A 23,053-nucleotide genomic window follows, 5' to 3' on the forward strand; every position below is an offset into this window, starting at 1 on the left:
CCCGCGCTGCCAATTGGCGCGCGGGTTTGGGTCTGGTCTGTTGCAACCTGTTATTCAGCCGGAACAGCCGTTGCTTCGGTGGTCAGAGGATGGCTGAGCTTGTTCAGCATCTCTTTTGGGCAAACCTGCAAGAAGTTGGCCTTTTCAACATCCCAATGCTGCAGAATGTCGGCGGCCTTGCGGCTGAAGGTTTCGGCCTGATGGGTTTCGATCAGCGATTTCAGCTGATCTTCCCAATGGTCGACGGTCACCGGGCAGGTCACCAGCGTTTCCATGTTCATCAGCGCCTGCGCCTTGCCTTCAGGGTCGTACAGATAGGCCATACCGCCGGTCATGCCCGCGCCAAAGTTGGCACCAATATCACCCAGGATCACCGCGATTCCGCCGGTCATGTATTCACACCCGTTCGAACCGCAGCCCTCGATCACAACCTTCGCGCCCGAGTTGCGCACCGCGAATCGCTCGCCCGCGCGACCTGCGGCAAACAGGTGGCCATCGGTGGCGCCGTACAGGACGGTGTTGCCGATGATGGTGTTGTCATCCGCCTTCAGCGGGCTGACCTGTGGTGGGCGCACGACGATGGTGCCGCCCGACAAACCCTTGCCGACATAGTCATTGGCGTCACCCGACACTTCCAGCTTCAACCCCGGTGCTGCAAACGCCCCCAGCGACTGACCGGCCGAGCCTTGCAGTTTGACGTGTAGGTGATCGGACTGGAACGTGTTCCGCATGCCAAAGTTCTGCACGATATGGCTTGAGACGCGGGTGCCCACAGTTCGGTGCGTGTTCTGCACCGCATAGGACAGCTGCATTTTCTCGCCGTCTTTCAGGAACCGCGCGGCATCCCGCACGATTTCAGCGTCCAGCGTATCCGGCACCGCGTTACGGTCCTTGTCGCGGTTGTAGACGATATCATGCGCGCCATCGACGGTGATCAGCAGCGGGTTGAGGTCCAGATCGTCCAGATGCGCCGATCCACGGCTGACCTGCGCCAACAGGTCGGCCCGGCCGATGATCTCATCAATCGAGCGCGCGCCGAGGCTGGCCAGCAGCTCACGCACTTCCTGCGCGTAGAAGGTGATCAGGTTCACCACCTTGTCTGCGTTGCCGGTGAATTTGGCGCGCAGGTCCTCGTCCTGCGTACAGACACCAACCGGGCAGGTGTTCGACTGGCACTGACGCACCATGATACAGCCCATCGCGATCAGGGCGGCAGTGCCGATGCCGTATTCCTCGGCCCCCATCATCGCGGCCATGACGATATCGCGACCAGTCCGCAGACCACCATCGGTCCGCAGAGTGACGCGATCGCGCAGGTTATTCATTGCCAGAACTTGATGCGCCTCGGTCAGGCCCATCTCCCACGGCAAACCGGCATATTTGATCGACGTCGCGGGCGACGCACCTGTACCACCGTTGTGGCCCGAGATCAGGATCACATCCGCCTTGGCCTTGGCCACACCCGCGGCAATCGTGCCAACGCCCGAAGACGCCACCAGTTTCACCGTCACCTTGCAGCGCGGGTTGATCTGTTTCAGATCATAGATCAGCTGCGCCAGATCCTCGATCGAGTAGATATCGTGGTGCGGCGGCGGCGAGATCAGCGTCACACCCTTGGTCGAATGGCGTAAACGCGCGATCAGGTCGGTGACCTTCATGCCCGGCAGCTGACCACCCTCACCCGGTTTCGCACCTTGGGCGACCTTGATCTCCAGCTCTTCACATTGATTCAGGTATTCCGCAGTCACACCGAACCGGCCCGACGCCACCTGTTTGATCTTGGCCGACGGATTGTCGCCATTGGGTTCCGGCACGAAATGCGCCGGATCTTCACCACCCTCGCCCGAGTCGGATTTCGCACCGATCCGGTTCATCGCTACGTTCAGCGTCTTGTGCGCCTCGGGGCTGAGTGCGCCCAGCGACATACCCGGCGTGACAAAGCGTTTGCGGATCGAGGTGATCGATTCCACCTCTTCGATCGGCACCGGTTTGCCCATGGGTTTGAAATCCATCAGGTCGCGCAGATGGATCGGCGGGTTCGACTGCATCTTGGTCGAATATTGCTTCCACAATTCATATGAGGCCCTATTACAGGCCATCTGCATCATATGCATCGAGGTTGCTTCCCACGCGTGAGTCTCACCCGACTTGCGTGCTTTGTAGAAACCACCGATGGGCAGCACATCCAGACCGCTGTCCCAACCCTTGGCGTGAATTTCTTCGGCTTTGACGCGGATGCCGTGAATCCCGATGCCCGAGATACGGCTGATCATGCCCGGGAAATACTCGGCCACCATGGCACGGCTCAGACCAACGGCCTCAAAGTTTAGACCGCCTCGGTAAGAGGAGACAACCGAGATACCCATCTTGGCCATGATCTTGAGAAGACCCTGATCGATTGCCTCGCGATAGCGGGCCACATTTTCGGTCAGCGTGCCATCCAACAGGCCACGTTCAATGCGGTCGGCCAGCGAATCCTCGGCCAGGTAGGCGTTCACAACTGTCGCGCCACAGCCAATCAACACGGCAAAATAGTGCGGGTCGATACATTCCGCCGACCGCACGTTGAGCGAGCTGAAGGTCCGCAGACCCTGACGTGTCAGATGGCTGTGTACCGCGCTTGTGGCCAGGATCATCGGCATCGCCACTTTGTCCGGCCCGGAATACTGATCGGTCAGCACCAGATGCCCTGCACCAGAACGCACGGCCTCTTCCGCTTCGGCTCTAATACGGATCAAAGCGCGGTCCAGCGCGCCCTCACCGGGTTCAAAGCTGCAATCGATCTCAGCCAGCGGCGCGTTGAAGTTTTCGGCCAGAATTTCCCACTGAGCGTTGCCGACAAAAGGGCTTTCCAGAACGATGATCTCGGTCTGGCTACTGTCCTCGTCCAGCACGTTCTTGAGGTTCCCGAACCGCGTCTTCAACGACATCACGCGGTATTCGCGCAAGCTGTCGATGGGCGGGTTGGTCACCTGGCTGAAATTCTGCCGGAAGAAATGGCTCAGCGGACGGTACTGCTTTGACAGCACAGCCGAAGGCGTGTCATCCCCCATCGAGGCCAAAGCCTCTTTGCCGTCCTCGGCCATGGGTGCAAGGATCTGCTCAAGTTCTTCGACCGAATATCCAGCCGCGATCTGACGCTTGCGCAGTTCCTCACCCCTAAACAAGGGCTGTTCGGTTACACTGCCCAGCGTAGTGTCCAGATCGTTGATTTTGCCTACCCAGTCGCCGAACGGCAGGGCGCGCGCCAGCTTGTCCTTGATTTGCTTGTCACGGAACAGCTTGCCCTTCTTCATATCCACGGCCAGCATCTGCCCCGGACCCAGCGCGCCTTTTTCGGTCACAGTGGCCTCATCAATCGGCACCATACCAGCCTCAGAGCCCGCAATCACCAGACCATCGCCCGTCACCACATAGCGCATCGGGCGCAACCCGTTCCGGTCCAGACCGGCACAGACCCAGCGGCCATCGGTCATCGCCAGCGCGGCGGGACCGTCCCACGGCTCCATCACCGAGTTGCAGTAGGAATACATGTCACGCCAGGCCTGCGGCAGTTCCACCGCCTGCTTGGACCAACTTTCCGGCACCAGCATGGTTTTCGCCATCGGGGCCGAGCGGCCCGCGCGCACCAGAACCTCGAAAACCGAGTCTAATGCGGCCGAATCTGACGATCCACCTGCGATGATCGGCTTGATGTCTTCGGCATAGTCGCCAAAGGTGCCACTGGCCATGCGGATCTCATGACTTTTCATCCAGTTGACGTTGCCCTTCAGGGTGTTGATTTCACCATTATGAGCCAGCATCCGGAACGGTTGCGCCAACCACCATTGCGGGAAGGTGTTGGTTGAATAACGCTGGTGATAGATCGCAAAGGCGGATTCGAACCGCTCATCCATCAGGTCGGGGTAGAAAACCGCGACCTGCTCAGCCAGCATCATGCCTTTATAGATGATCGAGCGGCAGCTCAGCGACGCCAGATACAGGTCCGAAATCCCGGAAGCGGCGGCAGCTTTTTCAATACGGCGACGGATGACGTACAGCTCACGCTCGAACGTCTCTTCATCTACACCTTTCGAGTTCGAGATCAGGATCTGTTCGATCTCGGGCCGGGTCGCGTTGGCCTTTTCACCCAAGCAGGTTACATCGACTGGCACGTGTCGCCAGCCGTAGATGTAATAGCCCATGCGCAGAACTTCGGTTTCTACGATGGTCCGGCACTGTTCCTGCGCGCCGAAATCAGTACGAGGCAGAAACACCTGACCGACAGCGATCAACTGGTCCAGATTGGGCTCATGACCTGTGCGGCGGATCTGATCATAGAAAAAACGAACCGGGATCTGCACGTGGATGCCCGCACCATCGCCGGTCTTGCCATCAGCATCCACGGCGCCGCGGTGCCAGATCGCTTTCAGCGCATCAATACCGGCGTCGACAACCTTGCGTGATGCTTTGCCGTCAACGGATACAACAAGACCCACGCCACAGGAAGAATGCTCTTCTTCCTCGGAATAGAGACCGTTTTTTGCCATCCATTCACGTTTGGCTTCTTCGGCCCGTACCCAATCGGCATCATATTTGGTCATTGGCTGTCTCCTTCTTCCGAGGGGGCAAACATCGCCTCGACCTCGGCTTTGGTCATTTGCTTGCGCTCACCTGCGAACGCATATCCTTTGGGCTTTTTGTCGATAAAAAGTTCCAGTTGCAGTCCGTGACCAGTATCTTCGAACAGGCCCGCTGCCATTTCTGTGTGTCCGTGCATGTCGCCGGGCGCGGTGACCCGGTACCACAGGGCCGAGCCGCATTCGGCGCAAAAGGCGCGCTCGGCCCAGTCGGACGAGGTAAAGGTCTTGACCGGTCCCAAGGCGGCATACCCTTCTTCAGCTTGAAAACTCACCAGCATTGAACTGGTCCACCGGCGGCACTGGTCGCAATGACAGGCACCCAGCGCATCCTTCGCCGGGGTGGCGGTGACGGTGACCGCACCGCACATGCATTGGCCTTGCAGTTCAGGCATTCCTGACCCTCCTGTCGCTGGGCTGGGTGTTACTCGGCTGCGACGGCAGCCTTGCTGTTAAACCTGTCGATGATCGCATCGGCACAGTCGCGGCCGTCACGGATCGCCCAGACCACCAGCGAGGCGCCACGCACGATGTCACCAATGGCATAGACACCGTCCATCTCGGTTTCGCCGGTTTGGAACGCGGCCTTAACGGTTCCCCAACGGGTCACGGGCAGGTCGGGCTGACCAAACAGCGTAGGCAGGTCTTCGGGCTCAAAGCCCAGAGCCTTGATGACCAGATCGGCCTCCTCGACATAGTCCGCACCTTCGATGACCTCGGGGGCTTGGCGGCCAGTGGCATCTGGCTGACCCAGACGCATCTTTTGCACCATCACGCCAGAAACCTTGTCATCGCCGGTGAACCCTTTGGGGGCGCTCAGCCATTCAAAGATCACGCCTTCTTCCTCGGCATTCTGCGTTTCACGCTGCGATCCCGGCATGTTTGCCCGGTCACGGCGGTACAGGCATTTGACCGAGGTCGCCCCTTGACGGACCGAGGTGCGTACGCAGTCCATCGCGGTATCGCCGCCACCAATCACAACAACTTTTTTACCGTTGGCATTCAGTCGGCCATTGTCGAAATCCTCGACCGCGTCACCAAAGCTTTTGCGGTTCGAAGCGGTCAGGAAATCAATGGCAATTTCGATACCATTCAGGCCACTGCCTGGCATGGACAGATCACGGGATTTATAGACCCCGGTTGCGATGATCACAGCATCATGCTTGGCGCGAATGTCGTCGAATTTGGCGGCGTCCACGTCGCAGTTCAGCTCGAACTTGACCCCGCCATCTGCCAGCAAATCGTTGCGACGCTGAACAATGTCCTTTTCCAGCTTGAAGCCTGGAATACCGTACATCAACAGGCCACCGGCACGGTCGTGACGATCATACACAGTGACCTGAATGCCAGCTCGGCGCAGCATGTCCGCAGCCGCCAATCCACCGGGTCCGCCGCCTATGATACCGACGCTTTCGCTGCGCTCGGCACCAGGTGCCACGGGGGTCACCCAGCCTTTGTCCCAGGCAGTGTCCGTGATGTACTTCTCAATCGTGCCGATGGTAACCGTGCCGTGGCCTGATTGTTCGATCACACAATTGCCTTCGCAAAGACGATCCTGAGGGCAAATGCGGCCGCAGATTTCCGGGAAGGTATTGGTGGCCTGGCTGGTCTGATACGCCTCCTCCAGACGGCCCGTGGCGGTCAGGCGCAGCCAATCGGGGATGTTGTTGTGCAGCGGGCAATGCGACTGGCAATACGGCACACCGCATTGGCTGCAGCGACTAGCCTGTTCTTCCGCCTTGGCCGCGGCGTATTCAGCATAGATTTCATCAAAGTCTTCTTTGCGGTCATCGGCGGCACGCTTTTCAGGCATGACGCGGTCGATCTGCACAAATTTCAGCATCGGTTGCTTGGCCACGGGTCAGACTCCATGAATTGGCTTGGTCGCGCCTGTTTAAGAGATACCTTACCGGATTAAAAGTCAATTGTGCTGACCTAAATTGAAAAAATACACGGCGTCAGGAAAAGTAATTGGAAAATGTCATCATTTTTAGTTCCGATTCGGACCTTTTTACATGCTTTCCTTTTCGGCACCGCACTTATACCCATTCCCCTAACAATACGCGGCGGCAGCACGGCAGGTTAAATGAGTCTTTTTCAGTTGATTCTCGCGGCGATTATTCAGGGGATAACTGAGTTTTTGCCGATCTCTTCCTCGGGTCACCTGATCCTGCTGCCCAGCTTGACCGGAATGGAAGATCAGGGGCTGGCCATCGACGTCGCCGTGCATGTCGGCACGTTGGGCGCGGTTATCCTGTATTTCTGGTCCGATGTGAAACAGGCCGCTGCCGGCCTGCCACGCGCCCTGACCGGGCAGATCGACACCCCGCAAGCACGGCTGGCGATGAGCCTGATCATCGCAACGATTCCCACGGTCATTGTCGGTGCCATTTTGTTCACAACCGGGCTCAGCCAGTCCCTCCGCTCGATGGCGGTGATTGGCTGGACCATGCTGGGCTTCGGATTGTTACTGTATTGGATGGACCAAAAGGGCCCCCAAACCAAGAAAACCAACGATTGGGGCCCGCGCGATGCGGTCATCATGGGATTGTGGCAGGTTCTTGCGTTGATCCCCGGCACCTCGCGGTCAGGCATCACCATCACCGGCGCGCGGCACCTGGGGTATAGCCGCGAAGACGGCGCGCGGATCGCGATGCTGATGTCGATCCCGACGATTCTGGCCTCGGGCGTATTACTGTCGACACAGGTGATCCGCGAGGCGGATGCCCAACTGGCTAAGGACGGTGCCATAGCCGCTTTTTTTGCCTTTATCTCGGCCTTATTGGCGCTGTCCCTGATGATGCGCCTGCTGCGCAGCGTCAGCTTTACGCCTTATGTAATATATCGCGTGATTCTTGGGGCAATCCTGCTGGTGATTGCCTATAGCTGATCAGGTACGCAGGTTGTCTGCCGATTTCTGGATCTCATCATACTGGCCCGAGGGACGGAACTTCCACAGGTAGTCCGGCAAGATGGATTCCAAAGTAGCCGGTTCGATCCCCAAGTCGCCAAATCCTTTGGCATCGCCCGACACCACATTGTCCCGGCGCAGATTCGTCAGCTGATCGCGCGTCAGAATGTGGTTGGGAAACAGCTGAAAACTGACAAATTTGGCTATATCCAGCACACCCGCCATGATCCGGGCGGCCCAGAACGGCACACCAACAATCACCCGGCGGCGGTGAATCACCCCCAGCATCTGCTGCATCAGCGCGCGGAAGGATTTCACCTCTGGGCCGCCCAGCTCATAAGTGCCACCCTCGGCCTGCCCCAGAACGCCCTGCACGGCGGCCTTGGCGACATCATCCACATAGACCGGCTGGAACTTGGTCTCTGCGCCGACCAAGGGCAGGAACGGCCCCATCCGGGTCATCCCGGCAAAGCGGTTAAAGAACTGGTCCTCGGTTCCGAAAATAACCGACGGGCGCAGGATCACCGCGTTCGGCATATGCGCCAGCACACCGGCCTCGCCCTTTGCTTTGGTGCGGGAATACTCGCTTTTGGACGTGGCGTCCGCGCCGATGGCCGAGATATGCACCATCCGCGCAACACCCTGTTCGGCAGCGATGCGCGCGATCCGCTCAGCCCCTTCGGCCTGTACCGCGTCAAATTCGTTCTTACCTAGTTCGTTCAGCACACCCACGCAGTTCACCACCGCATCAGCCCCATGCATCACGGCAGCAACCGACGCATCATCGCGGATGTTGCACAAAATGGGTTCAACCTGACCAACCACGCCATAAGGCTTGACGAACATCGCCTCATTCGGGCGCCGCACTGCGACCCGCACACGCCATCCTTCATTTGCCATACGCCGGGCGATATACCGACCGACAAATCCCGATCCGCCATAAATCGTGACCAGTTTGGACATGCGAGGGCTCCTGCTGATTGGTCTTGATCCGATCTACCGCCCAAAGCCCCGGCAAACAAGGCGCAATAACGCCGCGCGTCCGCGAAAACCCCGGCAATTTCCCAAGCGTTTCGGAGGTGGGTCAAAAAACTTGTGAAAATCTTCCCGAATCTGGTTGACGCCCCCCGTCAGTAGGCTTAAACGCCGCTCCACGACACCTGCCCAGGTGGCGGAATTGGTAGACGCGCTAGCTTCAGGTGCTAGTGTCCGTATGGACGTGGAGGTTCGAGTCCTCTCCTGGGCACCAAATCCCCGACAGATTTTTGGCTTGTCTCTGATCGTATCAAATACGTGTCTCTGATCGTATCAAATACGTGTTCGGGTGACGTATTCCCCCAATTTCTATCTATTGGACGTCTCTCCCTTAGGGCTATGCTTTGCCAGATTCCTGCGGAGACAGACTGGCTAAATGGTCCCGTTCAGGCCTTAGCGAGACCCGCATCTTTCGTGACGCTACGTCACGAAAACGGGCCGGGTGAGTGAGCATCTTTACGTAAAGGTAAGCTTTCCAATCATTTTTTGACTGGTCGGTTAATAAATGACGCAAAAACCCGGATTCTTCCCCCTTACGGTGGCAAACGACTTGCCTAAATGCGCCCTGTCGCTGCGGATCATCACTCACGGATTAATGATCCTCGAGCTCTCGACCATAGGGTTCGGGTCGGGTCCGCAGCGGCAAATTTTAGGCTTTGAATTTGAAGGACCGCAACAATGAAGAAAATTTCGTTTCTTAGTCGCTTCAAGTTAATGAAAGCGCACCGGATGGACGTTTCAGAAGATGACCTGTCTTCGGATTATCGGCGCAGGCTGCCCCTGGTGAAGAAATCTGAACTCAAGGTGCTCTTTCGAAACGTGCTGGAAGAAAAGCGGGCGGACCTGCCATCGCGACGCCGGTGATGGCATACCAACGACGGTTTAGAGCCCTCCGTTTGAACGGGTCAAGCTTACCCTGTCAGACCCGGGATTTTTCGAACTTTTCCCAAGCGGATTGAAACGCATTGAAATCAAACCCCGGCTGTTCGGCAGCGTCGAGGACGATGCGTTCGGTGGACAGCAATTTCTGGATTGCGCCCTCTAGTTGGTCAACAACATCTTCTGGTATCACCAGCGCTCCGTGCTGATCGGCATGGATCAGATCACCAGGATTGACCGAAAGACCAAAGATCGAGACCGGCGTATCGACCGCGCGCACGTGGACAAATCCATGGCTTGGCCCGACCGATCCGGCAACCACCGGGAACTCCTGGGGCAGATCGCCAAGGTCGCGCATGACACCGTTGGTCAGCGCACCGGACATGCCGAACCCCTTGTGTACGGTGGTGTTGATCTCACCCCAATAGGCACCGATACAGTTGGGGAAATCGACATCCTCGATCACCGCAACCGAGGGTGCGGGACCTTCGGCCATGTATTTGTAATAGGCCATCCGGCGTTCCCTGATGACCTCGGGCGCCTCGGACGGAGGCTGCACAGCGGCGATCATTGCCGTACGGGCATAGCCCACGATCGCAGGTTCCGACGGGGCCGAACACAGCATGGTGCCGCGCGAGAAGCCGTCAAATCCGCGCTTGCCCTGCGCCACCTCGATGGCGTTGCAGACGGTGGGGGTGTCAACCTTGCGCAACAGGGTCAGAAGGGAAGGTGTCATGGGGCCTCCAGCCAGCGGATCAGGGCCGCTGTTGTGTCATTGGGTTGTTCCAGAGTGGGCAGGTGCCCGGCCTCTTCGATGATTTGTAACGTGCTGTTGGGCAGAAGGTCGTGCATCAACTGGTGTCGCTCGACCGGACACAGGCCATCCTCGCGCCCGCACATCACCAGTGAGGGACCCGTGTAGACGGCCAGTGTTTCGGTCTGGTCCGGGCGATCCATCAAAGCGCGGGATTGGCGAAGGAATACGTCCGGACCCAGATCAACGGCCATCGCCATGCATAGGTCCAGAATGGCCCCCTGATGCGGACCGTCGGCCAAGTAATTGGGCTTCATCTCGTCGCGCATCACCTGCCGCAACTGACCTTCCTGAACGGCCTTCATCTGCGGCCCACGCCGGGCTTTGACATCGGACTTTTCGGCCAAAGGATTGGTGTCCATCAACGCCAACCGTTCAACGCGATCCGGGGCTTCCCGCACCACCTCCATCGCAATGATGCCGCCCATCGACAGGCCGGCTAGCGCAAAGACCGACGGTGCGTTTGACAAGATTTCGGCTGCCATCTCCTGAACACTGTCCTGCGTCACCAGCGGGAAGGTCATCAGCGGCCGTGACCCGGACAACGCAGCGATCTGCGGCTGAAACAACCGAGCATCACACATCATACCCGGCAAAAGAACCAACGGTGTCATGCCGAAGCCAGTTTTGCACCCTCGGACAAAGCCGTCAGCTTGGCATAGGCAATATCGGGATCCACCGCGCCAAAGCCTGCAAAGGTGCCAAACCCACAATCGCTGCCTGCGATCACCCGGTCAGCGCCGACGATATCGGTAAACCGCTTGATCCGCTGTGCCACCAATTCAGGGTGTTCGACGAAATTGGTGGTGGTGTCGACCACACCGGGTACCAGAACCTTGTCGTCCGGAATCTCGGAATTACGGTCGCGGAACACGGTCCATTCATGGGCGTGGCGCGGGTTCGAGGTTTCAAACAGCACGTAGCGGGATTTGGTCGCCATCAGAGTGCTGAACACCTTATCCATGGCGATGTCACAACAATGTGGCCCTTCGTAATTGCCCCAGCAGATATGCACCCGCACCCGGTCCTGCGGAACATTCTGCAGCGCGTGGTTCAGGGCCTCGACATGCATGTCGGCGATCTTGACGAACTCTTCATCAGTCAGGTCGGTGAACAGCATGTGCCGCGACAGGGCCAGATCAGGGCAATCCAGCTGCAAATCCAACCCGGCGGCCACGATGGTTTCGTATTCCTCCTTCATCGCATCGGCCAGCGCGGCCAGATAAGCCTCACGCGTGGGGTAGAAATCGTTCTGCAGAAACAGCGAGATAACCCCTGGCGAGGCGGCATTCATAAAGCCCCGCTCGGCCTCGTGCTGCACCATCGCAGCCTTGAGGTTGGCGATGTCCTTCTCAAGCTCACCCTGCCCTTTCGACCGCACCTCGCCGGTACATTGAGGCCGCGCGTATTGGGGTGTACCGCCATCATCAGCCAGCCGTTGCAGAAAACCGGGGAACATCTTCAGATCGGCGGGCGCATTACGCGGGCTATCGCCCGAAAACCCGGTGTAACGGTCTTTGACATAGGTGGCATAAGAGATCTTCGAGGTTTCGCCGTCACTGACGATCTGCACACCGGCTTCGACCTGTTTGCGCACGGTCTCGGACACGGCCTTGGTCATGCAGGCGTCAAAGGCAGCGGGGTCAAAGGGTTCCTCCCGCTCGCGCGCAAAAATGAAATCCACCACATCCTGAGTTCGTGGCAAGGATCCGACATGTGTTGTCTTTACGGTCATGGAACCTCCGTTAATTCTTGCGTGCCATCAGCACAGTATGGCTTTGGGTTTCCGGGTCCTTGGCCAAAAACCCTGTCATGATCATCCCGTTTTCTTCAAGGCAGGTGGCGTAACCGGCGGGTGAGAGCGAGGCGTGATACACGGGTTCGCCGCCAACAGTTCCCTGTTCCTCGCCCGCGCTGGGGCCAACGGTCAGCATCAACATTCCGCCCTTGCGCAGATGGCGGGCCATTCGGGCGATACAGCTCTTCTGCTCGTCAGCAGTCAGGTGGAAAAAGCTGTTCCAGGCGACAATACCATCAAAGCTCTGGTCCAGCTCGAAATCCCGCATGTCGGCCTGTCGCCAATCTCCATCAGGCCAGCGGCTGCGGGCGATCTCAAGCATGGCCTCGGAAAAATCGACACCTGTGACGGTGAAACCTTCGGCCTTGAACCATCGGGCAATGGGCTCACCAGTGCCGCAGCCCAGATCAAGGACGTGATCGCCGGGCTTCAGACTGGCGGTGAAGCGCGCCAGCCAGCGCGCTTCGAACAAAGCCCGCGAGCGTTGCTCGTCATAGGCTTTGGCCTGCCGTTCATAAACGGCGTGGGTATCGTTCGGATCGACGGTCATCCGACCCATGTGGCCCCGGCGGGGTCATCGGTCGCCGTGATGCGGTACAGGCCTGCCTGCCCGGTCATGGACGGCGCGACGGTGTAAGCCTCACCCGGCATAACCAGCGCGGTATCGCCGTTTGACAATGTGACCTCATATCCGTCTACGGTGATACGCCAATGGCCGCTGGCCGGCATCAGAACCACAGGCTTTTCAGCTTTGACCGGATCATTCACAGCCGAACCACGGGTCAGGAAATCAACCTCGAACCCCGGCTTGTCCTTGATAAGACCGGTCTCACCAATCACCAGCGCAGGTTTTTCAGCGCCCAGCGCCATCAGGTCCCAATAGCGGGCGACGTATTTGCCGATCACCGCGTCGACCGGCACCTCGGGATAGGCTTGCAACTCTGCTTCGTTCAACAAGGACATCGGCCGGACATTGTGGGGCAGTTCCTGACCCTTTTTGCTGTCATAAAGCACACCGTTGTCGCCCAACATCAGACCATGCGCCTGTGCGTCCTCGATCACCTGCGGGGCCCATGTGACACCGCCACCGGCATCATCGCCACCGAGGATCGACATGATCATGCCGTAGTCCTGACCGACATTCTCGAACCCACGGAAGATACCTGTGGGGATGTTAAAGATATCCCCCTCTTCGGCAATGAATTCTCCGGCTGTGCCATAGCGTCCCCAAAAGAACCGCCAGCGGCCTTTCGCGACAAAGAACACCTCGGCCGTGGTGTGGCTGTGCAGCGAGTTTCGGCATTTCGGCGGCTGTCCCGCCGCGCCGATGTTAAAGCCGATCTTGTCGGTGATGTGGACGTGCTGATCGGGCGATTCCGACACGCCGCCACCGATGATGGTAAAGTTCTCTTTCTGATCGCTGCCCGGAGTGTGAGCGTCGATAAAGGCGGTTTTACAGGGTTGCAGCTCGCCATAACGGACGATGCGTTGTTGAATAGTACTCATGACGGTGTCTCCTTGGATTTGGGGGAAAGATGGGATCAATTCCCGCCCCCCGGAGGCCGATTGTTCAGACGTCGTGCGCGCAGCGACGCACGATGGGTATGATAGCGCCGTGCAGTCTGGCTGGCGTTCAGGGATGAGACCATCGCGGTCACCTAGCCCTCTCCACCCTGCAGCAGGATCTGTTTCCAGACCGAAGTTTCGTCGAACAGCGTGTACTCGCGCCGCAGCTGTGGCTGACCGCCGATCAGCGCACCAAACTCAGCATGGCTGATGCCCAGAACATAGACCTGCGCGCCGGTTGGGGCGCCAAATGCACCCCAGCCATCATGTTTACCCCACAGGCTCCAGCGCACGGCAGCACGGGGCGGCATGTTCGGATCATCGCGACCAATCTGGTGTTCAACCTTGAATTCCGCATTGGGGAAGCTGGCCCGCAGACCCATCCAGAACCGATCCACCGCATCCCAGCCATGGCCAGTGACACCGCCGACATATTCCGATTGCACGGCGCGGTCATACTCGGCCTCGATCACGCCCATATCGGCATTCATGATCTTGGTCAGGATATAGGCATAGCGCTGACCCCATTCATTGTCATTGCCCTTGCCTTTATAAGGGCCGGGCTGGTCGGTTTCTGGCGTCAGCGGTTTGACGCAGTTCTCTGGCCCACCCTCGCGCGCGATCAGGTCGGCAGCGTATTCCTTGGGGTCCCAGCCCATCTGCCGGATGATGGCACCCTGATCGCGGATCAACCATTCATCGTCGATCTGATTATCTTTGGCGTGACAGTCGGCCAGAATCCGATAGCGCAGCTTTGTGCCGGTCGGCTGGCCATACACCCCTTCGGCCAAATGCGTCGCGGTGGAGATAATCCGATGCGAGCTTAACATCCCCTCTTCCGGCGTGCCGGACCAGATCACATCCTCGCCCAACAGCTGCCGATCCGGAAACTCAGCCAGTGTTGCCATGGTGGCGCCGATGACGTTCTGATTGCCCAGAACCACAGATCCAGGCGAGCGCACGACGATATCCTTGCTGTAATAGTCATGCAGCGTGGCGATGCCCCGGTCTTCCCAAATTTCCTTGGTGATACCGATAATATAGTCGGGAAAATCCCGAAACTTCGGATCGAAGCCTTTCATATGTCTGTCCTTTGTGGGGTCCACCCTTTTGGCAACCGGGCCGAGGTACGTACAATCAGCGGCCCGTCTATGGCCACCTTGCGCGCCGCGGCGGCTGCCGGGTTTTCGATATGATCCAAAAGCGCGTCTACGGTTTCAGAAACCATCAGATTGGCCCGCTGTCGGATCGTCGTGAGGTTATAGGCAAGCCACCCCGCCTGCGGGACATCATCGTATCCGATCACCGAGACATCTTCGGGCACACGCAGGCCAAGCTCAAAGCGGATGACATCCATGACGGCCAGCGCCATATGATCATTTGCCACGAACACGGCATCAGGCCTGTCATCCGGTGCAACATCAAACATGCGACGTGCAGCCGTTCGGGCATTTTCCGTGTGAAACTCACCCACACCATGGGCAAACACGGTCTCACCGGCCTCAGCCAATGCCGCCCGGAACCCGGCCTCGCGGTCACGCTGGGTCGAGGCACCCTGCCAACCCGCGATGTAAGCAATGCGACTGTGGCCAGCGGCAACCAGGAACTCGGCCACCTTGCGGCCACCGGCATAATTGTCAGACGTGACCGACGTGATCCCGTCCAGGTCCTGACTTCGGTTGAACAGCACAACGGGTACACCCGCCTGCTGACAGCGCGTTGCAATATCTGACGACATCGCAACCGAAGCCAAAACAACGCCATCCACCTGATAGTCGAGGATTTCCTCCATCACGTCATCAATGTTACCCGCTGTGCGCGAAGCCATGAAGATCAGCACGTGATACCCCTGTTCTTGCAGGGCGTTGGACAGTTTCTCAAGCGCTTCGGGATAGAAGTAGTTGTCCAGATAGGCGACCACCAGACCGATGATACGGCTTTTGCCCGACACCATTGCGCGCGCCAGAACATTGGGTCGATACCCCAGCTCTGCCGCCGCCTTGCGCACCTTTTCTTCAGTCTTTTTGCTGACCGAGGCACCCGGCGTGAACACTCGGCTGACCGCCGACTGACTGACGCCTGCCAGTTGCGCAACCTGAAGAGATGTGACTTTTTCTGCCATCAATCCGCTGTCCACCCCCCGTCAATCAACATCGAGGTTCCGGTCACCAGCGCCGAGGCGTCCGAGGCCAGGTAGGTGACCGCGCCCATGATATCCTCGACCTCGCCCACACGGTCCAGCTTGATCTTTTCCATGATCCAGGCGGCGCGTTCGGGGTTGTCGAAAGTGGCTTGCGTCAGCGGCGTGCGGATGAAGGTCGGGCAGACAGTATTGATACGGATGCGCTGCTTGCCCCATTCGATCGCCATGGCTTTGACCATACCCTCAAGCCCGTGCTTGGTGGCACAATACAGCGCCCGATCGACCCCGCCGACATGGCCCATCTGGCTTGAGATATGGATGATCGAGCCCGGCCTGCCCGTCGCAATCAATGCCTTGGCCGCATAGGCCGACAGGAAATAAGCCGACCGCAGATTTACATCCGTGACCGCATCGAAATCCTCGGGCGTGGTGTCGATCGCCGCGCTGTGGCGCGCGGTTCCGGCGGAATTCACCACGACGTCAAAGACGCGCCCATCAAACAGCTGCTGCAGGGCATTCAAATCGCCCTGATCCACAACCACAGCTTCGGTCGACCAGCCCTGCGCCTGCAACGCCGCGACGGTTTCAGCCAGCCGGTCTGCCCCACGCGCGGCGCAGACCACATGCGCCCCGGCCTCGGCCAAGGCCACCGCACAGCCCTGTCCAATCCCCGAGGACGCGCCGGTCACAAGGGCGGTTTTGCCGTTCAGCGAAAACGAAGGGGTGCGGGGCAGGTCAGTCATCAGCTCATTCCATCAGGCGTTTCAATGCGGCCCAGATTCCGGGCCTTGTTGAATTCACGCAGACGGGCGAAAACGTCAACGCCAAGCTGGCGGTAGGCATCCAGAAGATCGACCAGCACCCAGTTTTCGCGTATGCGCCCGTTTTCCAATCGCCAGAAATCCAGACTGCACATGGCGATTTTCTTGCCCGAGGGCGCAATCCCCATCCATCCGTCATGGGTAACCGTCTGGATCATGTTCGGCCAGCCGGTAACAGCCGCATACTCGCCATCACCAAAGAAATGATAGGTGATGTCGTCCACATACTGCCCGCGATCCGGCATGCCGTTCAGGAACGGAATCTGATGCCAGTTGCGAAACCCTGCGTAACCGCGCCCGGTGCCGATGCCCGAAGGCCCGTACCAGTTCATGCGTGGATGCCAGAACCGCTTCATCTCCATCACTTCGGGGCCACCTTGTGATGGGTGTTTTTTCAAGTGTTCCAGCATGTCGATAATGTGTTGGCACGTCGCCTTGCCCTTGGCCGCATCGTAAGGTCCGGGCACGAACCCGTCCTGAGTGGCTGGTCCGGGCACATGCCATTCTCGGCCAAGGCTGGGGGCCATCGGCCAGGCGTTGGCCTGCATCATCACCTCAGGGATGTCCCAGAGCGCCTGAACCTCAACGACCTGTCCGTCCACGAAACGATAGAATTCGTGGAACCGCATGGTGACCTGATGGCCCGTCGGCGGGATATCCAGCCAAGGCCCGGTGAAGGTACCGGTGTAATACCCCCCGCACCCGACCCAATCCGCGCCGTTTTCGTCCGGCCCGGCCATGACGATATAGTCGCGACGCTCCAGATCGGGCCATGCGTCCAGCAGGCCCTTGTAGGCGCAGTCGTAATATGCATCGCTGCCGATACTGTCACCAAAGGGATGGCATAGGTGGAACACTGCATCCGATGTCGTGACCTCAGCCAGCGCCTTGCGGACGCCGGCTTCGGAAAAGTCATACATCGCGGCCCTGAGCAAAGCGATCAGGGCCTTATGCTGTGTGTGCTTGTCACTCATTCAGCGGCATCCCGATACGGTGCGGGCTTGCCGTAAGGCACGTTGATACCGCCATAGCGGCGCACCCGCACGTTGCACTGTTCAGCATGGCCCACAAAACCTTCAAGCATGCACAGACGCGACCCATATTCGCCAATCAACGTCGCCGCCTCGTCGGTCAGAACCTTTTGATAGCTATGCGTTTTCAGATACTTACCCACCCAAAGACCGCCAGTATAGCGACCGGCTTTCTTCGTTGGCAGGGTGTGGTTTGTTCCGATCACCTTATCCCCGTTCGAAACATTGGTGCGCGGACCAAGAAACAACGCGCCATAGCAGGTCATGTTCTCAAGGAACCAATCATCCCTATCTGTCATCACCTGCACATGCTCGGATGCGATATCATCGGCGACCTGCAGCATCTCATCATATGTGTCGCAAACGATCACTTCGCCATATTCGTCCCACGATACTTTCGCGGTGCCTGCCGTGGGCAGAATACCCAGCAGACGGTCGACCTCGGCCATCGTGTCCTCGGCCAATTTGCGCGAGTTGGTCAGCAGCACGCAAGGACTGTTATAGCCGTGTTCCGCCTGACCCAGCAGGTCGGTCGCGCAGAGTTCCGCATCGGCGGCAGTCTCGTCGGCGATGACCATGGTCTCGGTCGGGCCAGCGAACAGGTCAATGCCGACACGACCGAACAGTTGCCGCTTGGCTTCGGCCACAAAGGCGTTGCCCGGACCGACCAGCATATGCACGGGGTCAATCGTTTCAGTGCCCAACGCCATCGCGCCGATGGCCTGAATGCCGCCCATGACATAGATCTCATGGGCGCCGCCGAGATGCATCGCGGCAATCACCGCTGCGTTCGGCTTGCCATTGAACGGAGGTGTACAGGCGATGATGCGCGGCACGCCCGCCACCGAAGCCGTCGCCACCGACATATGCGCCGAGGCGACCATCGGGAATTTGCCACCGGGCACATAGCATCCCACCGACTGTACGGGGATGTTCTTGTGGCCCAGAATGACGCCGGGCAGGGTTTCGACCTCGATATCCACCATGGAATCGCGCTGCGCTTGCGCAAAGTTGCGCACCTGTTCCTGCGCGAATTTGATATCGGCCAGTTCACGGTCGGTCAGTTGCCCGATGAGGTCGTCAATGTCCTGCTGAGACAGGCGGAACGACGGAGGCGAATAATTGTCGAACTTTTCGCTCAGCTCGCGCACGGCCACATCGCCACGGGTTTCGATGTCTTTCAGGGTCGCTTCGACCACAGCGCGGGTTTTGGCGTCATCTTCGGCCCGGTCAGCATCAGATTTACCGCGTTTGAGATACTCGATTGTCATGTTTCCAATCCTCAGTTTTCCGGCCGGGGCGCTACTTTTTCACCCCGGTCAAAAGCTTCCCAGCCTTCCCCGTTGAACAGATCGACACCCAGCTGCGCCGCGACATGTGCGAAATCGACGTTCACCCAGTTGTCGACGATCTTGCCATCGACCACTTTCCAGAAATCCATGTACCGGATCTCGACCCGTTTGCCGGTGGGGGCGATGCCCAGAAACTCACCGGAATGGGTCGCCTCTTGGCGGCCAAACGCTGCGGCCCATTCGCCCATATACAGGCGGGCCTCATCAATGCAGGTCTTGTCCGAGAACGCGGCCTGAAACGGGCGCTGCCAGTTGTCCTGAAACTCTTTCAGACCAGTCTTGGTGCCACAGCCCTGATTGCCCATCCAGCGAAAGCCCTGAGCAAAGAACTCGCCAATGTCATCAATGCGGTGGTCATTCAGGCCATCGACCATGGTTTCGATCACGCGGCGCGTGTCTTCGGTTTTGTCTAGGTCCGTGTCGCGGGTTAGAACCGCTTGTTCGGGGCGGGAACCTTTCATCTTTCTATCCTTTCAGGTTGCCGAGGGAGGGATTGGGTCAAGAAACCCCAATGCTCAGAAAATCCCTGGGCATCCTGTTCAGCGCCGGGTGGCGCGACAGGGCGTTATGGCGTGCGTTCTTGCTCATTACCCTTTCACCGCTCCGGCGGTCAGACCGCTGACGATCTGGCGCTGGAAGATCAGAACAAGAAAGATCAGCGGCGCGGTGATCGATACGGCGGCAGCCACGGCGACCACCTGGTCGGTTGTCGTGGTCTCGCGGTTGAACATGCCGACAATGGCGGGAACCATGGTCTGGTTCTGCGCATCCAGCAGCAGCGACGTGACGAGGATGTCGTTATACGCCAGCAGGAAGCTGAACAGCCCGGTGGTGATCACGCCCGGCCACATCACCGGCATGATCACGCGTCGGAACGCCTGGAAGTGATTGCAGCCATCAACGCGCGCGGCCTCATCCAGTTCGGCCGGGATATTCTGGAAGAATGACCGCAGCATCCAGATCGTAAAAGGCTGGTTGATCGCCACCAGCACCGCAATCACCGCGAAAGGCTTGCCGTACAGCGTCGGTGCGTTTTCCCCCAAGATCGGCGCCAACCATTCGGATGAGCTGATGAAGACCGGCAGATAGCTGGCCACCAGCGCCGAGGGCGGCAGCGCGCGGAAGATCAGCGCGACGATCAGCAGCCAGAACGCCAGAGTCGAACCCGACCGCGCCAGCCCGTAACCCGCCAGTGTCCCGACCGACAGCGAAAGAACAACAACCCCCGTGGTTACGATCAGCGAGTTCTTGAAGTTGTTCGAAAAACCCCGGTCGATCCAAACGGTTTTATAGTGTTCGGTCGTCAGCCCCAATATGTCCCGCCCCAGAGGGCCAAAGAGCGGGTTCAGTATGCTCAGAATGGCAGGCAGGATCACGAAGAATACGATCAGAAAGGCCACCACGGTGGCCAGAATGCCAATCACCCAGCCAAACCACTCCTGACCTTCTTTGGAATAGGCTTTGATCATCGCGGGCATCTTCTTGGTCACCAGAGCAATCGTGCCCCAGATCACCCCGATCCCCAGAATGATATCCAGCAGCGAAATCCCCTTGCCATTGGCCAGCGTCGCCGGTCCGAAGATCACGTTCAACGCGTTGCCGTCAAAGGCATCGACCGGGGATTTGAAACTCATCACCGTGATCCAGAAGATCGGGAAGATGGCGACTATGCACCAGAAGGCCAGGAAGATGTTTGAAGTCAGCCGCAGGCTGAGCGGTTGGCGAAGCGCGCGCGAGGACATGTCAGTGACCTCCTTTGTGATCGCGCCATGTCCGGCGCAGCGGGAAGATAAGAAGGATGGCAATGCCGATCATGGTCAGCATGGCGCTGGCCGAGGCCCGGCTGATCGAACGGTTGCCCGCCTGATCAGGCACCAGGAAGTCATAGGTCAACCACTGCAACGAGATGACATAGCCTTGGCTGGCGAAACCGACGATCTCTTCGAACACCCGATAGCTGTCCATCAAGTGGATCATCGACACAAAGATGATCAGCGGCATCAGATGCGGGATGACGATGTATTTCATCCGCTGCCACCGGGTTGCGCCGTCAATCACAGCACTTTCCAGGCTGTCCTGATTGACCGTTTGCAAACCGGCATAAAACACGATGGCGGCAAAGGGGGCGACGTGCCAGACGCGGTACAGCATCATCAGCACCTCAATTGTCCAGGCCTGCGCAAACAGCGCGATATCGCGGTTCAACCACCACTCCAGCAGCGCCGTCAGGATACCGTCGCCGCGAAACAGCCAGTTGACCGACAGCACCCCGATCACCGGGGTAATGATGAAGGGCAACAGCGAAATAAAGATAACAGGCCCTTTTATCGCCTGCGCGGCATTGTTGATCAAAACGGCGATCCCCAGCCCGCAGACGATGACCAGCGGCAGGGTGATCAGCGTGAACGTCAGCGTGAACCGCAGCGCTTTCCAGAAGTTGATGGTGGACAACACATTCCAGCTGCCCTCGCTGATCGCGCGCCATGCACGTTCAGGCTCCAGCACGTTGCGATAGCTTTCCAGCCCGACATACTGGGTCTGCATGATGACTTTGCCCTCTTCGTCGAGTTGGGGTTGCGAAACCGTCTCGGTCACACAGGTCTGGGTCAGAAAGCCGGGGGTGCAGGTTTCAACTTCAACCGTCTCATAGATCGGTTGGGTGACATAGAAACTCTGCTTGAACACGCTGATCAGCGGGAACGCGATAAAGAGAAGCATCATAAAGACAGAGGGGCCAACAAAGGCGGCAAATGTCCGGAAATTCATGGCTCTGCCTTTCTCATGGTTCTCAAAGGGAAGAGTGCAGGAGGACCGAGGCCCTCCCGCGGGAGGATCAGTTGTTGATCAAACCGGCTTCTTTGGCGGCGGTGATGTAATCCGCCTCGATATCGGCCAGTGTGGTTTGCGCGTCCTTGGCGCCGGTCATGAAATCAGCCAGACCGTTGCCCAAGGCGGTGTGCATGATGCCCATCGGGCCTGAAGCCGGGTATGCCTTGGCCCCGGCTTGGGCGGATGCAGCCGCACCGGCGGCCAGTTCACCTGCCTTGTAGGCCGGGTTCAGCCAGACGGCAGCGTCATTGTTGGCACTGACCATTTCCTCATCCATGCCTTCAAGCATGACGCGGAAGGCGGCGTCGGCCTCTTCGTCGCTCATGTTCGAGGCCAGAACGAAACCGTCCCACCAGATTGTAGTGGCCGGTGCAGCAGAGCCCATCGGAGCCGCCGACATGGTAACCTTGCCCACCACCTGGCTTTCGGCTTCGTCATTCATTGCAGCGGCGCGGCTGGCCCACAGGTTTGCCATGGCAATCTTGCCCTGCTGGAACTGCTGCTGAACGTAAGTTGAATCCGAGACCAGATATTCCGGATCCATATAATCGGTCATGGCCTTCAGGGTTTCCAACGCCTTAACGCCCTGCTCGTTATTGATCGCAGGCATGTTGCCGTCGCCAAAGAAAGATCCGCCTTCACCCATATACATGTTGATGAATTCCTGACCGAGGTTCCAACCGGTCTTGAAAGTGCCGCCGATCGGGTATTCCATAACACCCGCATCTTTGATCTTGGCGGCAGCGGCCAGAACGTCATCATAGGTTGCGGGTTCAGCAATACCCAGGTCGGCCAGAACGTCATTGCGGTACATCATGTGCTGTGCGTTCACCATCATGGCAATCGCCATGGTCTTGCCGTCCACCTTGATCAGCTGATTGGGCAATAGGTTCTGTCCGTATTTCTCGACCAGATCGTCCAGCGGACGGATCGTGCCTGCATTCAGCAACGGGATCAGTGTCGTGTTTGACACCCCACCGATCTGATAGAGCGACGGGCTGGCGGCAAAAGCCTCAGGCTGTTTCTCGCGGAATTCCTGGTCCAGCGAGGCATTGAAATTGCCGCATTCGGCCATCGCATCGGTGACGGCCTTCCAGGCCTCGAAACCGGCCGAGAGCGATTTGAGCGGTACGTCATTTTCAAACGAACAGGCAGCCCATGTGCCACTTGCCGCGATGGACATGGCACCTGCCATGAGGATCGTCTTGAGTTTCATGCGTTTCTCCCTGTCAGGATCGGTCCGTCGTCGACGTCC

The 23,053-nt window shown here is 58.5% G+C and carries 20 protein-coding genes and 1 tRNA gene; 3 read left to right on the top strand and 18 right to left on the bottom strand.

Features of this window, described 5'->3' with window-relative positions; all coding sequences use genetic code 11:
• Positions 1 to 50: 50 nt before the first annotated feature.
• From gltB to ACR0M2_RS20260, 3 genes are read right to left on the bottom strand one after another with little or no spacing between them, the layout of a single operon-like run.
• Entirely contained in the window at positions 51 to 4,583 is a 4,533-nt protein-coding gene (gene gltB / locus ACR0M2_RS20250; RefSeq protein WP_170506479.1) for a glutamate synthase large subunit, read from the bottom strand.
• A complete protein-coding gene (locus ACR0M2_RS20255) occupies positions 4,580 to 5,014 on the bottom strand; it encodes a GFA family protein (RefSeq protein ID WP_170550445.1) in 435 nt (144 codons plus the stop codon). The genes gltB and ACR0M2_RS20255 overlap by 4 nt, the downstream gene beginning before the upstream one ends.
• A 29-nt stretch (positions 5,015 to 5,043) precedes the next feature.
• Complete coding sequence (locus ACR0M2_RS20260) at positions 5,044 to 6,477, bottom strand: NAD(P)-dependent oxidoreductase (protein WP_170515213.1); 1,434 nt, start codon at positions 6,475 to 6,477, stop codon at positions 5,044 to 5,046.
• A gap of 228 nt (positions 6,478 to 6,705) precedes the next feature.
• On the opposite strand from ACR0M2_RS20260, the gene ACR0M2_RS20265 reads away from it, so the two are divergent.
• Positions 6,706 to 7,509: an undecaprenyl-diphosphate phosphatase gene (locus tag ACR0M2_RS20265; protein WP_425081181.1), complete on the top strand. Its 804-nt coding sequence runs from the start codon at positions 6,706 to 6,708 to the stop codon at positions 7,507 to 7,509.
• Here the strand turns inward: ACR0M2_RS20265 and ACR0M2_RS20270 are convergent, their stop codons facing one another.
• Positions 7,510 to 8,493 (bottom strand): complex I NDUFA9 subunit family protein, encoded by a 984-nt coding sequence (locus ACR0M2_RS20270; RefSeq protein WP_480706834.1) that lies wholly within the window; start codon positions 8,491 to 8,493, stop codon positions 7,510 to 7,512. It abuts the gene before it with no gap.
• A 199-nt stretch (positions 8,494 to 8,692) separates the two neighbouring features.
• Here ACR0M2_RS20270 and ACR0M2_RS20275 point away from each other — a divergent pair.
• A tRNA-Leu gene (locus ACR0M2_RS20275) sits at positions 8,693 to 8,779 on the top strand.
• 464 nt (positions 8,780 to 9,243) lie between these two features.
• Positions 9,244 to 9,429 (top strand): hypothetical protein, encoded by a 186-nt coding sequence (locus ACR0M2_RS20280; protein ID WP_480706836.1) that lies wholly within the window; start codon positions 9,244 to 9,246, stop codon positions 9,427 to 9,429.
• 55 nt (positions 9,430 to 9,484) lie between these two features.
• Here the strand turns inward: ACR0M2_RS20280 and ACR0M2_RS20285 are convergent, their stop codons facing one another.
• The 14 genes from ACR0M2_RS20285 to ACR0M2_RS20350 all read right to left on the bottom strand — a co-directional run bounded on the left by ACR0M2_RS20285 (position 9,485) and on the right by ACR0M2_RS20350 (position 23,014).
• On the bottom strand, positions 9,485 to 10,180 hold the full coding sequence (locus ACR0M2_RS20285) for an RraA family protein (RefSeq protein ID WP_480706838.1): 696 nt from the start codon (positions 10,178 to 10,180) through the stop codon (positions 9,485 to 9,487).
• Positions 10,177 to 10,872, bottom strand: a complete 696-nt coding sequence (locus tag ACR0M2_RS20290) for an alpha/beta fold hydrolase (protein WP_170376642.1) — start codon at positions 10,870 to 10,872, stop codon at positions 10,177 to 10,179. The genes ACR0M2_RS20285 and ACR0M2_RS20290 overlap by 4 nt, the downstream gene beginning before the upstream one ends.
• On the bottom strand, positions 10,869 to 11,993 hold the full coding sequence (locus ACR0M2_RS20295) for a cobalamin-independent methionine synthase II family protein (RefSeq protein WP_170376640.1): 1,125 nt from the start codon (positions 11,991 to 11,993) through the stop codon (positions 10,869 to 10,871). The genes ACR0M2_RS20290 and ACR0M2_RS20295 overlap by 4 nt, the downstream gene beginning before the upstream one ends.
• 10 nt (positions 11,994 to 12,003) lie before the next feature.
• Positions 12,004 to 12,615 carry a class I SAM-dependent DNA methyltransferase gene (locus tag ACR0M2_RS20300; RefSeq protein WP_170376636.1) on the bottom strand — a complete coding sequence of 204 codons (612 nt, stop codon included), beginning with the start codon at positions 12,613 to 12,615 and terminating at the stop codon, positions 12,004 to 12,006.
• A complete protein-coding gene (locus ACR0M2_RS20305; RefSeq protein WP_170376633.1) occupies positions 12,603 to 13,562 on the bottom strand; it encodes a cupin domain-containing protein in 960 nt (319 codons plus the stop codon). The genes ACR0M2_RS20300 and ACR0M2_RS20305 overlap by 13 nt, the downstream gene beginning before the upstream one ends.
• 152 nt (positions 13,563 to 13,714) lie before the next feature.
• Positions 13,715 to 14,704, bottom strand: a complete 990-nt coding sequence (locus tag ACR0M2_RS20310; RefSeq protein WP_480706840.1) for a nuclear transport factor 2 family protein — start codon at positions 14,702 to 14,704, stop codon at positions 13,715 to 13,717.
• Positions 14,701 to 15,744: a LacI family DNA-binding transcriptional regulator gene (locus tag ACR0M2_RS20315; RefSeq protein WP_217355401.1), complete on the bottom strand. Its 1,044-nt coding sequence runs from the start codon at positions 15,742 to 15,744 to the stop codon at positions 14,701 to 14,703. The genes ACR0M2_RS20310 and ACR0M2_RS20315 overlap by 4 nt, the downstream gene beginning before the upstream one ends.
• A complete protein-coding gene (locus tag ACR0M2_RS20320) occupies positions 15,744 to 16,508 on the bottom strand; it encodes an SDR family NAD(P)-dependent oxidoreductase (RefSeq protein ID WP_480706842.1) in 765 nt (254 codons plus the stop codon). Before ACR0M2_RS20320 ends, ACR0M2_RS20315 begins: the two co-directional genes overlap by 1 nt.
• Positions 16,508 to 17,560, bottom strand: coding sequence for an ester cyclase (locus tag ACR0M2_RS20325; RefSeq protein WP_480706844.1), 1,053 nt, complete (start codon positions 17,558 to 17,560; stop codon positions 16,508 to 16,510). Before ACR0M2_RS20325 ends, ACR0M2_RS20320 begins: the two co-directional genes overlap by 1 nt.
• Positions 17,557 to 18,888 carry a histidinol dehydrogenase gene (gene hisD, locus ACR0M2_RS20330; protein ID WP_170349500.1) on the bottom strand — a complete coding sequence of 444 codons (1,332 nt, stop codon included), beginning with the start codon at positions 18,886 to 18,888 and terminating at the stop codon, positions 17,557 to 17,559. Before hisD ends, ACR0M2_RS20325 begins: the two co-directional genes overlap by 4 nt.
• Before the next feature lie 11 nt (positions 18,889 to 18,899).
• Positions 18,900 to 19,430: an ester cyclase gene (locus tag ACR0M2_RS20335; RefSeq protein WP_170515252.1), complete on the bottom strand. Its 531-nt coding sequence runs from the start codon at positions 19,428 to 19,430 to the stop codon at positions 18,900 to 18,902.
• Between the two features lie 126 nt (positions 19,431 to 19,556).
• A complete protein-coding gene (locus ACR0M2_RS20340) occupies positions 19,557 to 20,711 on the bottom strand; it encodes a carbohydrate ABC transporter permease (protein WP_480706846.1) in 1,155 nt (384 codons plus the stop codon).
• Position 20,712: 1 nt separating this feature from the next.
• Complete coding sequence (locus ACR0M2_RS20345; protein ID WP_170349503.1) at positions 20,713 to 21,735, bottom strand: carbohydrate ABC transporter permease; 1,023 nt, start codon at positions 21,733 to 21,735, stop codon at positions 20,713 to 20,715.
• 67 nt (positions 21,736 to 21,802) lie between these two features.
• Positions 21,803 to 23,014, bottom strand: coding sequence for an ABC transporter substrate-binding protein (locus ACR0M2_RS20350; protein WP_170349504.1), 1,212 nt, complete (start codon positions 23,012 to 23,014; stop codon positions 21,803 to 21,805).
• Between the last annotated feature and the right edge of the window lie 39 nt (positions 23,015 to 23,053).

This window comes from Ruegeria sp. BE10 (genome assembly GCF_056538905.1).

Coding starts and splice junctions, on each gene's coding strand:
- ACR0M2_RS20310 (WP_480706840.1), bottom strand. CDS start 14,704: ATGAAAGGCTTCGATCCGAAGTTTCGGGATTTTCCCGACTATATTATC.
- ACR0M2_RS20280 (WP_480706836.1), top strand. CDS start 9,244: ATGAAGAAAATTTCGTTTCTTAGTCGCTTCAAGTTAATGAAAGCGCAC.
- ACR0M2_RS20255 (WP_170550445.1), bottom strand. CDS start 5,014: ATGCCTGAACTGCAAGGCCAATGCATGTGCGGTGCGGTCACCGTCACC.
- ACR0M2_RS20350 (WP_170349504.1), bottom strand. CDS start 23,014: ATGAAACTCAAGACGATCCTCATGGCAGGTGCCATGTCCATCGCGGCA.
- ACR0M2_RS20295 (WP_170376640.1), bottom strand. CDS start 11,993: ATGACCGTAAAGACAACACATGTCGGATCCTTGCCACGAACTCAGGAT.
- ACR0M2_RS20290 (WP_170376642.1), bottom strand. CDS start 10,872: ATGACACCGTTGGTTCTTTTGCCGGGTATGATGTGTGATGCTCGGTTG.
- ACR0M2_RS20315 (WP_217355401.1), bottom strand. CDS start 15,744: ATGGCAGAAAAAGTCACATCTCTTCAGGTTGCGCAACTGGCAGGCGTC.
- hisD (WP_170349500.1), bottom strand. CDS start 18,888: ATGACAATCGAGTATCTCAAACGCGGTAAATCTGATGCTGACCGGGCC.
- ACR0M2_RS20305 (WP_170376633.1), bottom strand. CDS start 13,562: ATGAGTACTATTCAACAACGCATCGTCCGTTATGGCGAGCTGCAACCC.
- ACR0M2_RS20270 (WP_480706834.1), bottom strand. CDS start 8,493: ATGTCCAAACTGGTCACGATTTATGGCGGATCGGGATTTGTCGGTCGG.
- gltB (WP_170506479.1), bottom strand. CDS start 4,583: ATGACCAAATATGATGCCGATTGGGTACGGGCCGAAGAAGCCAAACGT.
- ACR0M2_RS20340 (WP_480706846.1), bottom strand. CDS start 20,711: ATGTCCTCGCGCGCGCTTCGCCAACCGCTCAGCCTGCGGCTGACTTCA.
- ACR0M2_RS20320 (WP_480706842.1), bottom strand. CDS start 16,508: ATGACTGACCTGCCCCGCACCCCTTCGTTTTCGCTGAACGGCAAAACC.
- ACR0M2_RS20285 (WP_480706838.1), bottom strand. CDS start 10,180: ATGACACCTTCCCTTCTGACCCTGTTGCGCAAGGTTGACACCCCCACC.
- ACR0M2_RS20300 (WP_170376636.1), bottom strand. CDS start 12,615: ATGGGTCGGATGACCGTCGATCCGAACGATACCCACGCCGTTTATGAA.
- ACR0M2_RS20265 (WP_425081181.1), top strand. CDS start 6,706: ATGAGTCTTTTTCAGTTGATTCTCGCGGCGATTATTCAGGGGATAACT.
- ACR0M2_RS20325 (WP_480706844.1), bottom strand. CDS start 17,560: ATGAGTGACAAGCACACACAGCATAAGGCCCTGATCGCTTTGCTCAGG.
- ACR0M2_RS20345 (WP_170349503.1), bottom strand. CDS start 21,735: ATGAATTTCCGGACATTTGCCGCCTTTGTTGGCCCCTCTGTCTTTATG.
- ACR0M2_RS20335 (WP_170515252.1), bottom strand. CDS start 19,430: ATGAAAGGTTCCCGCCCCGAACAAGCGGTTCTAACCCGCGACACGGAC.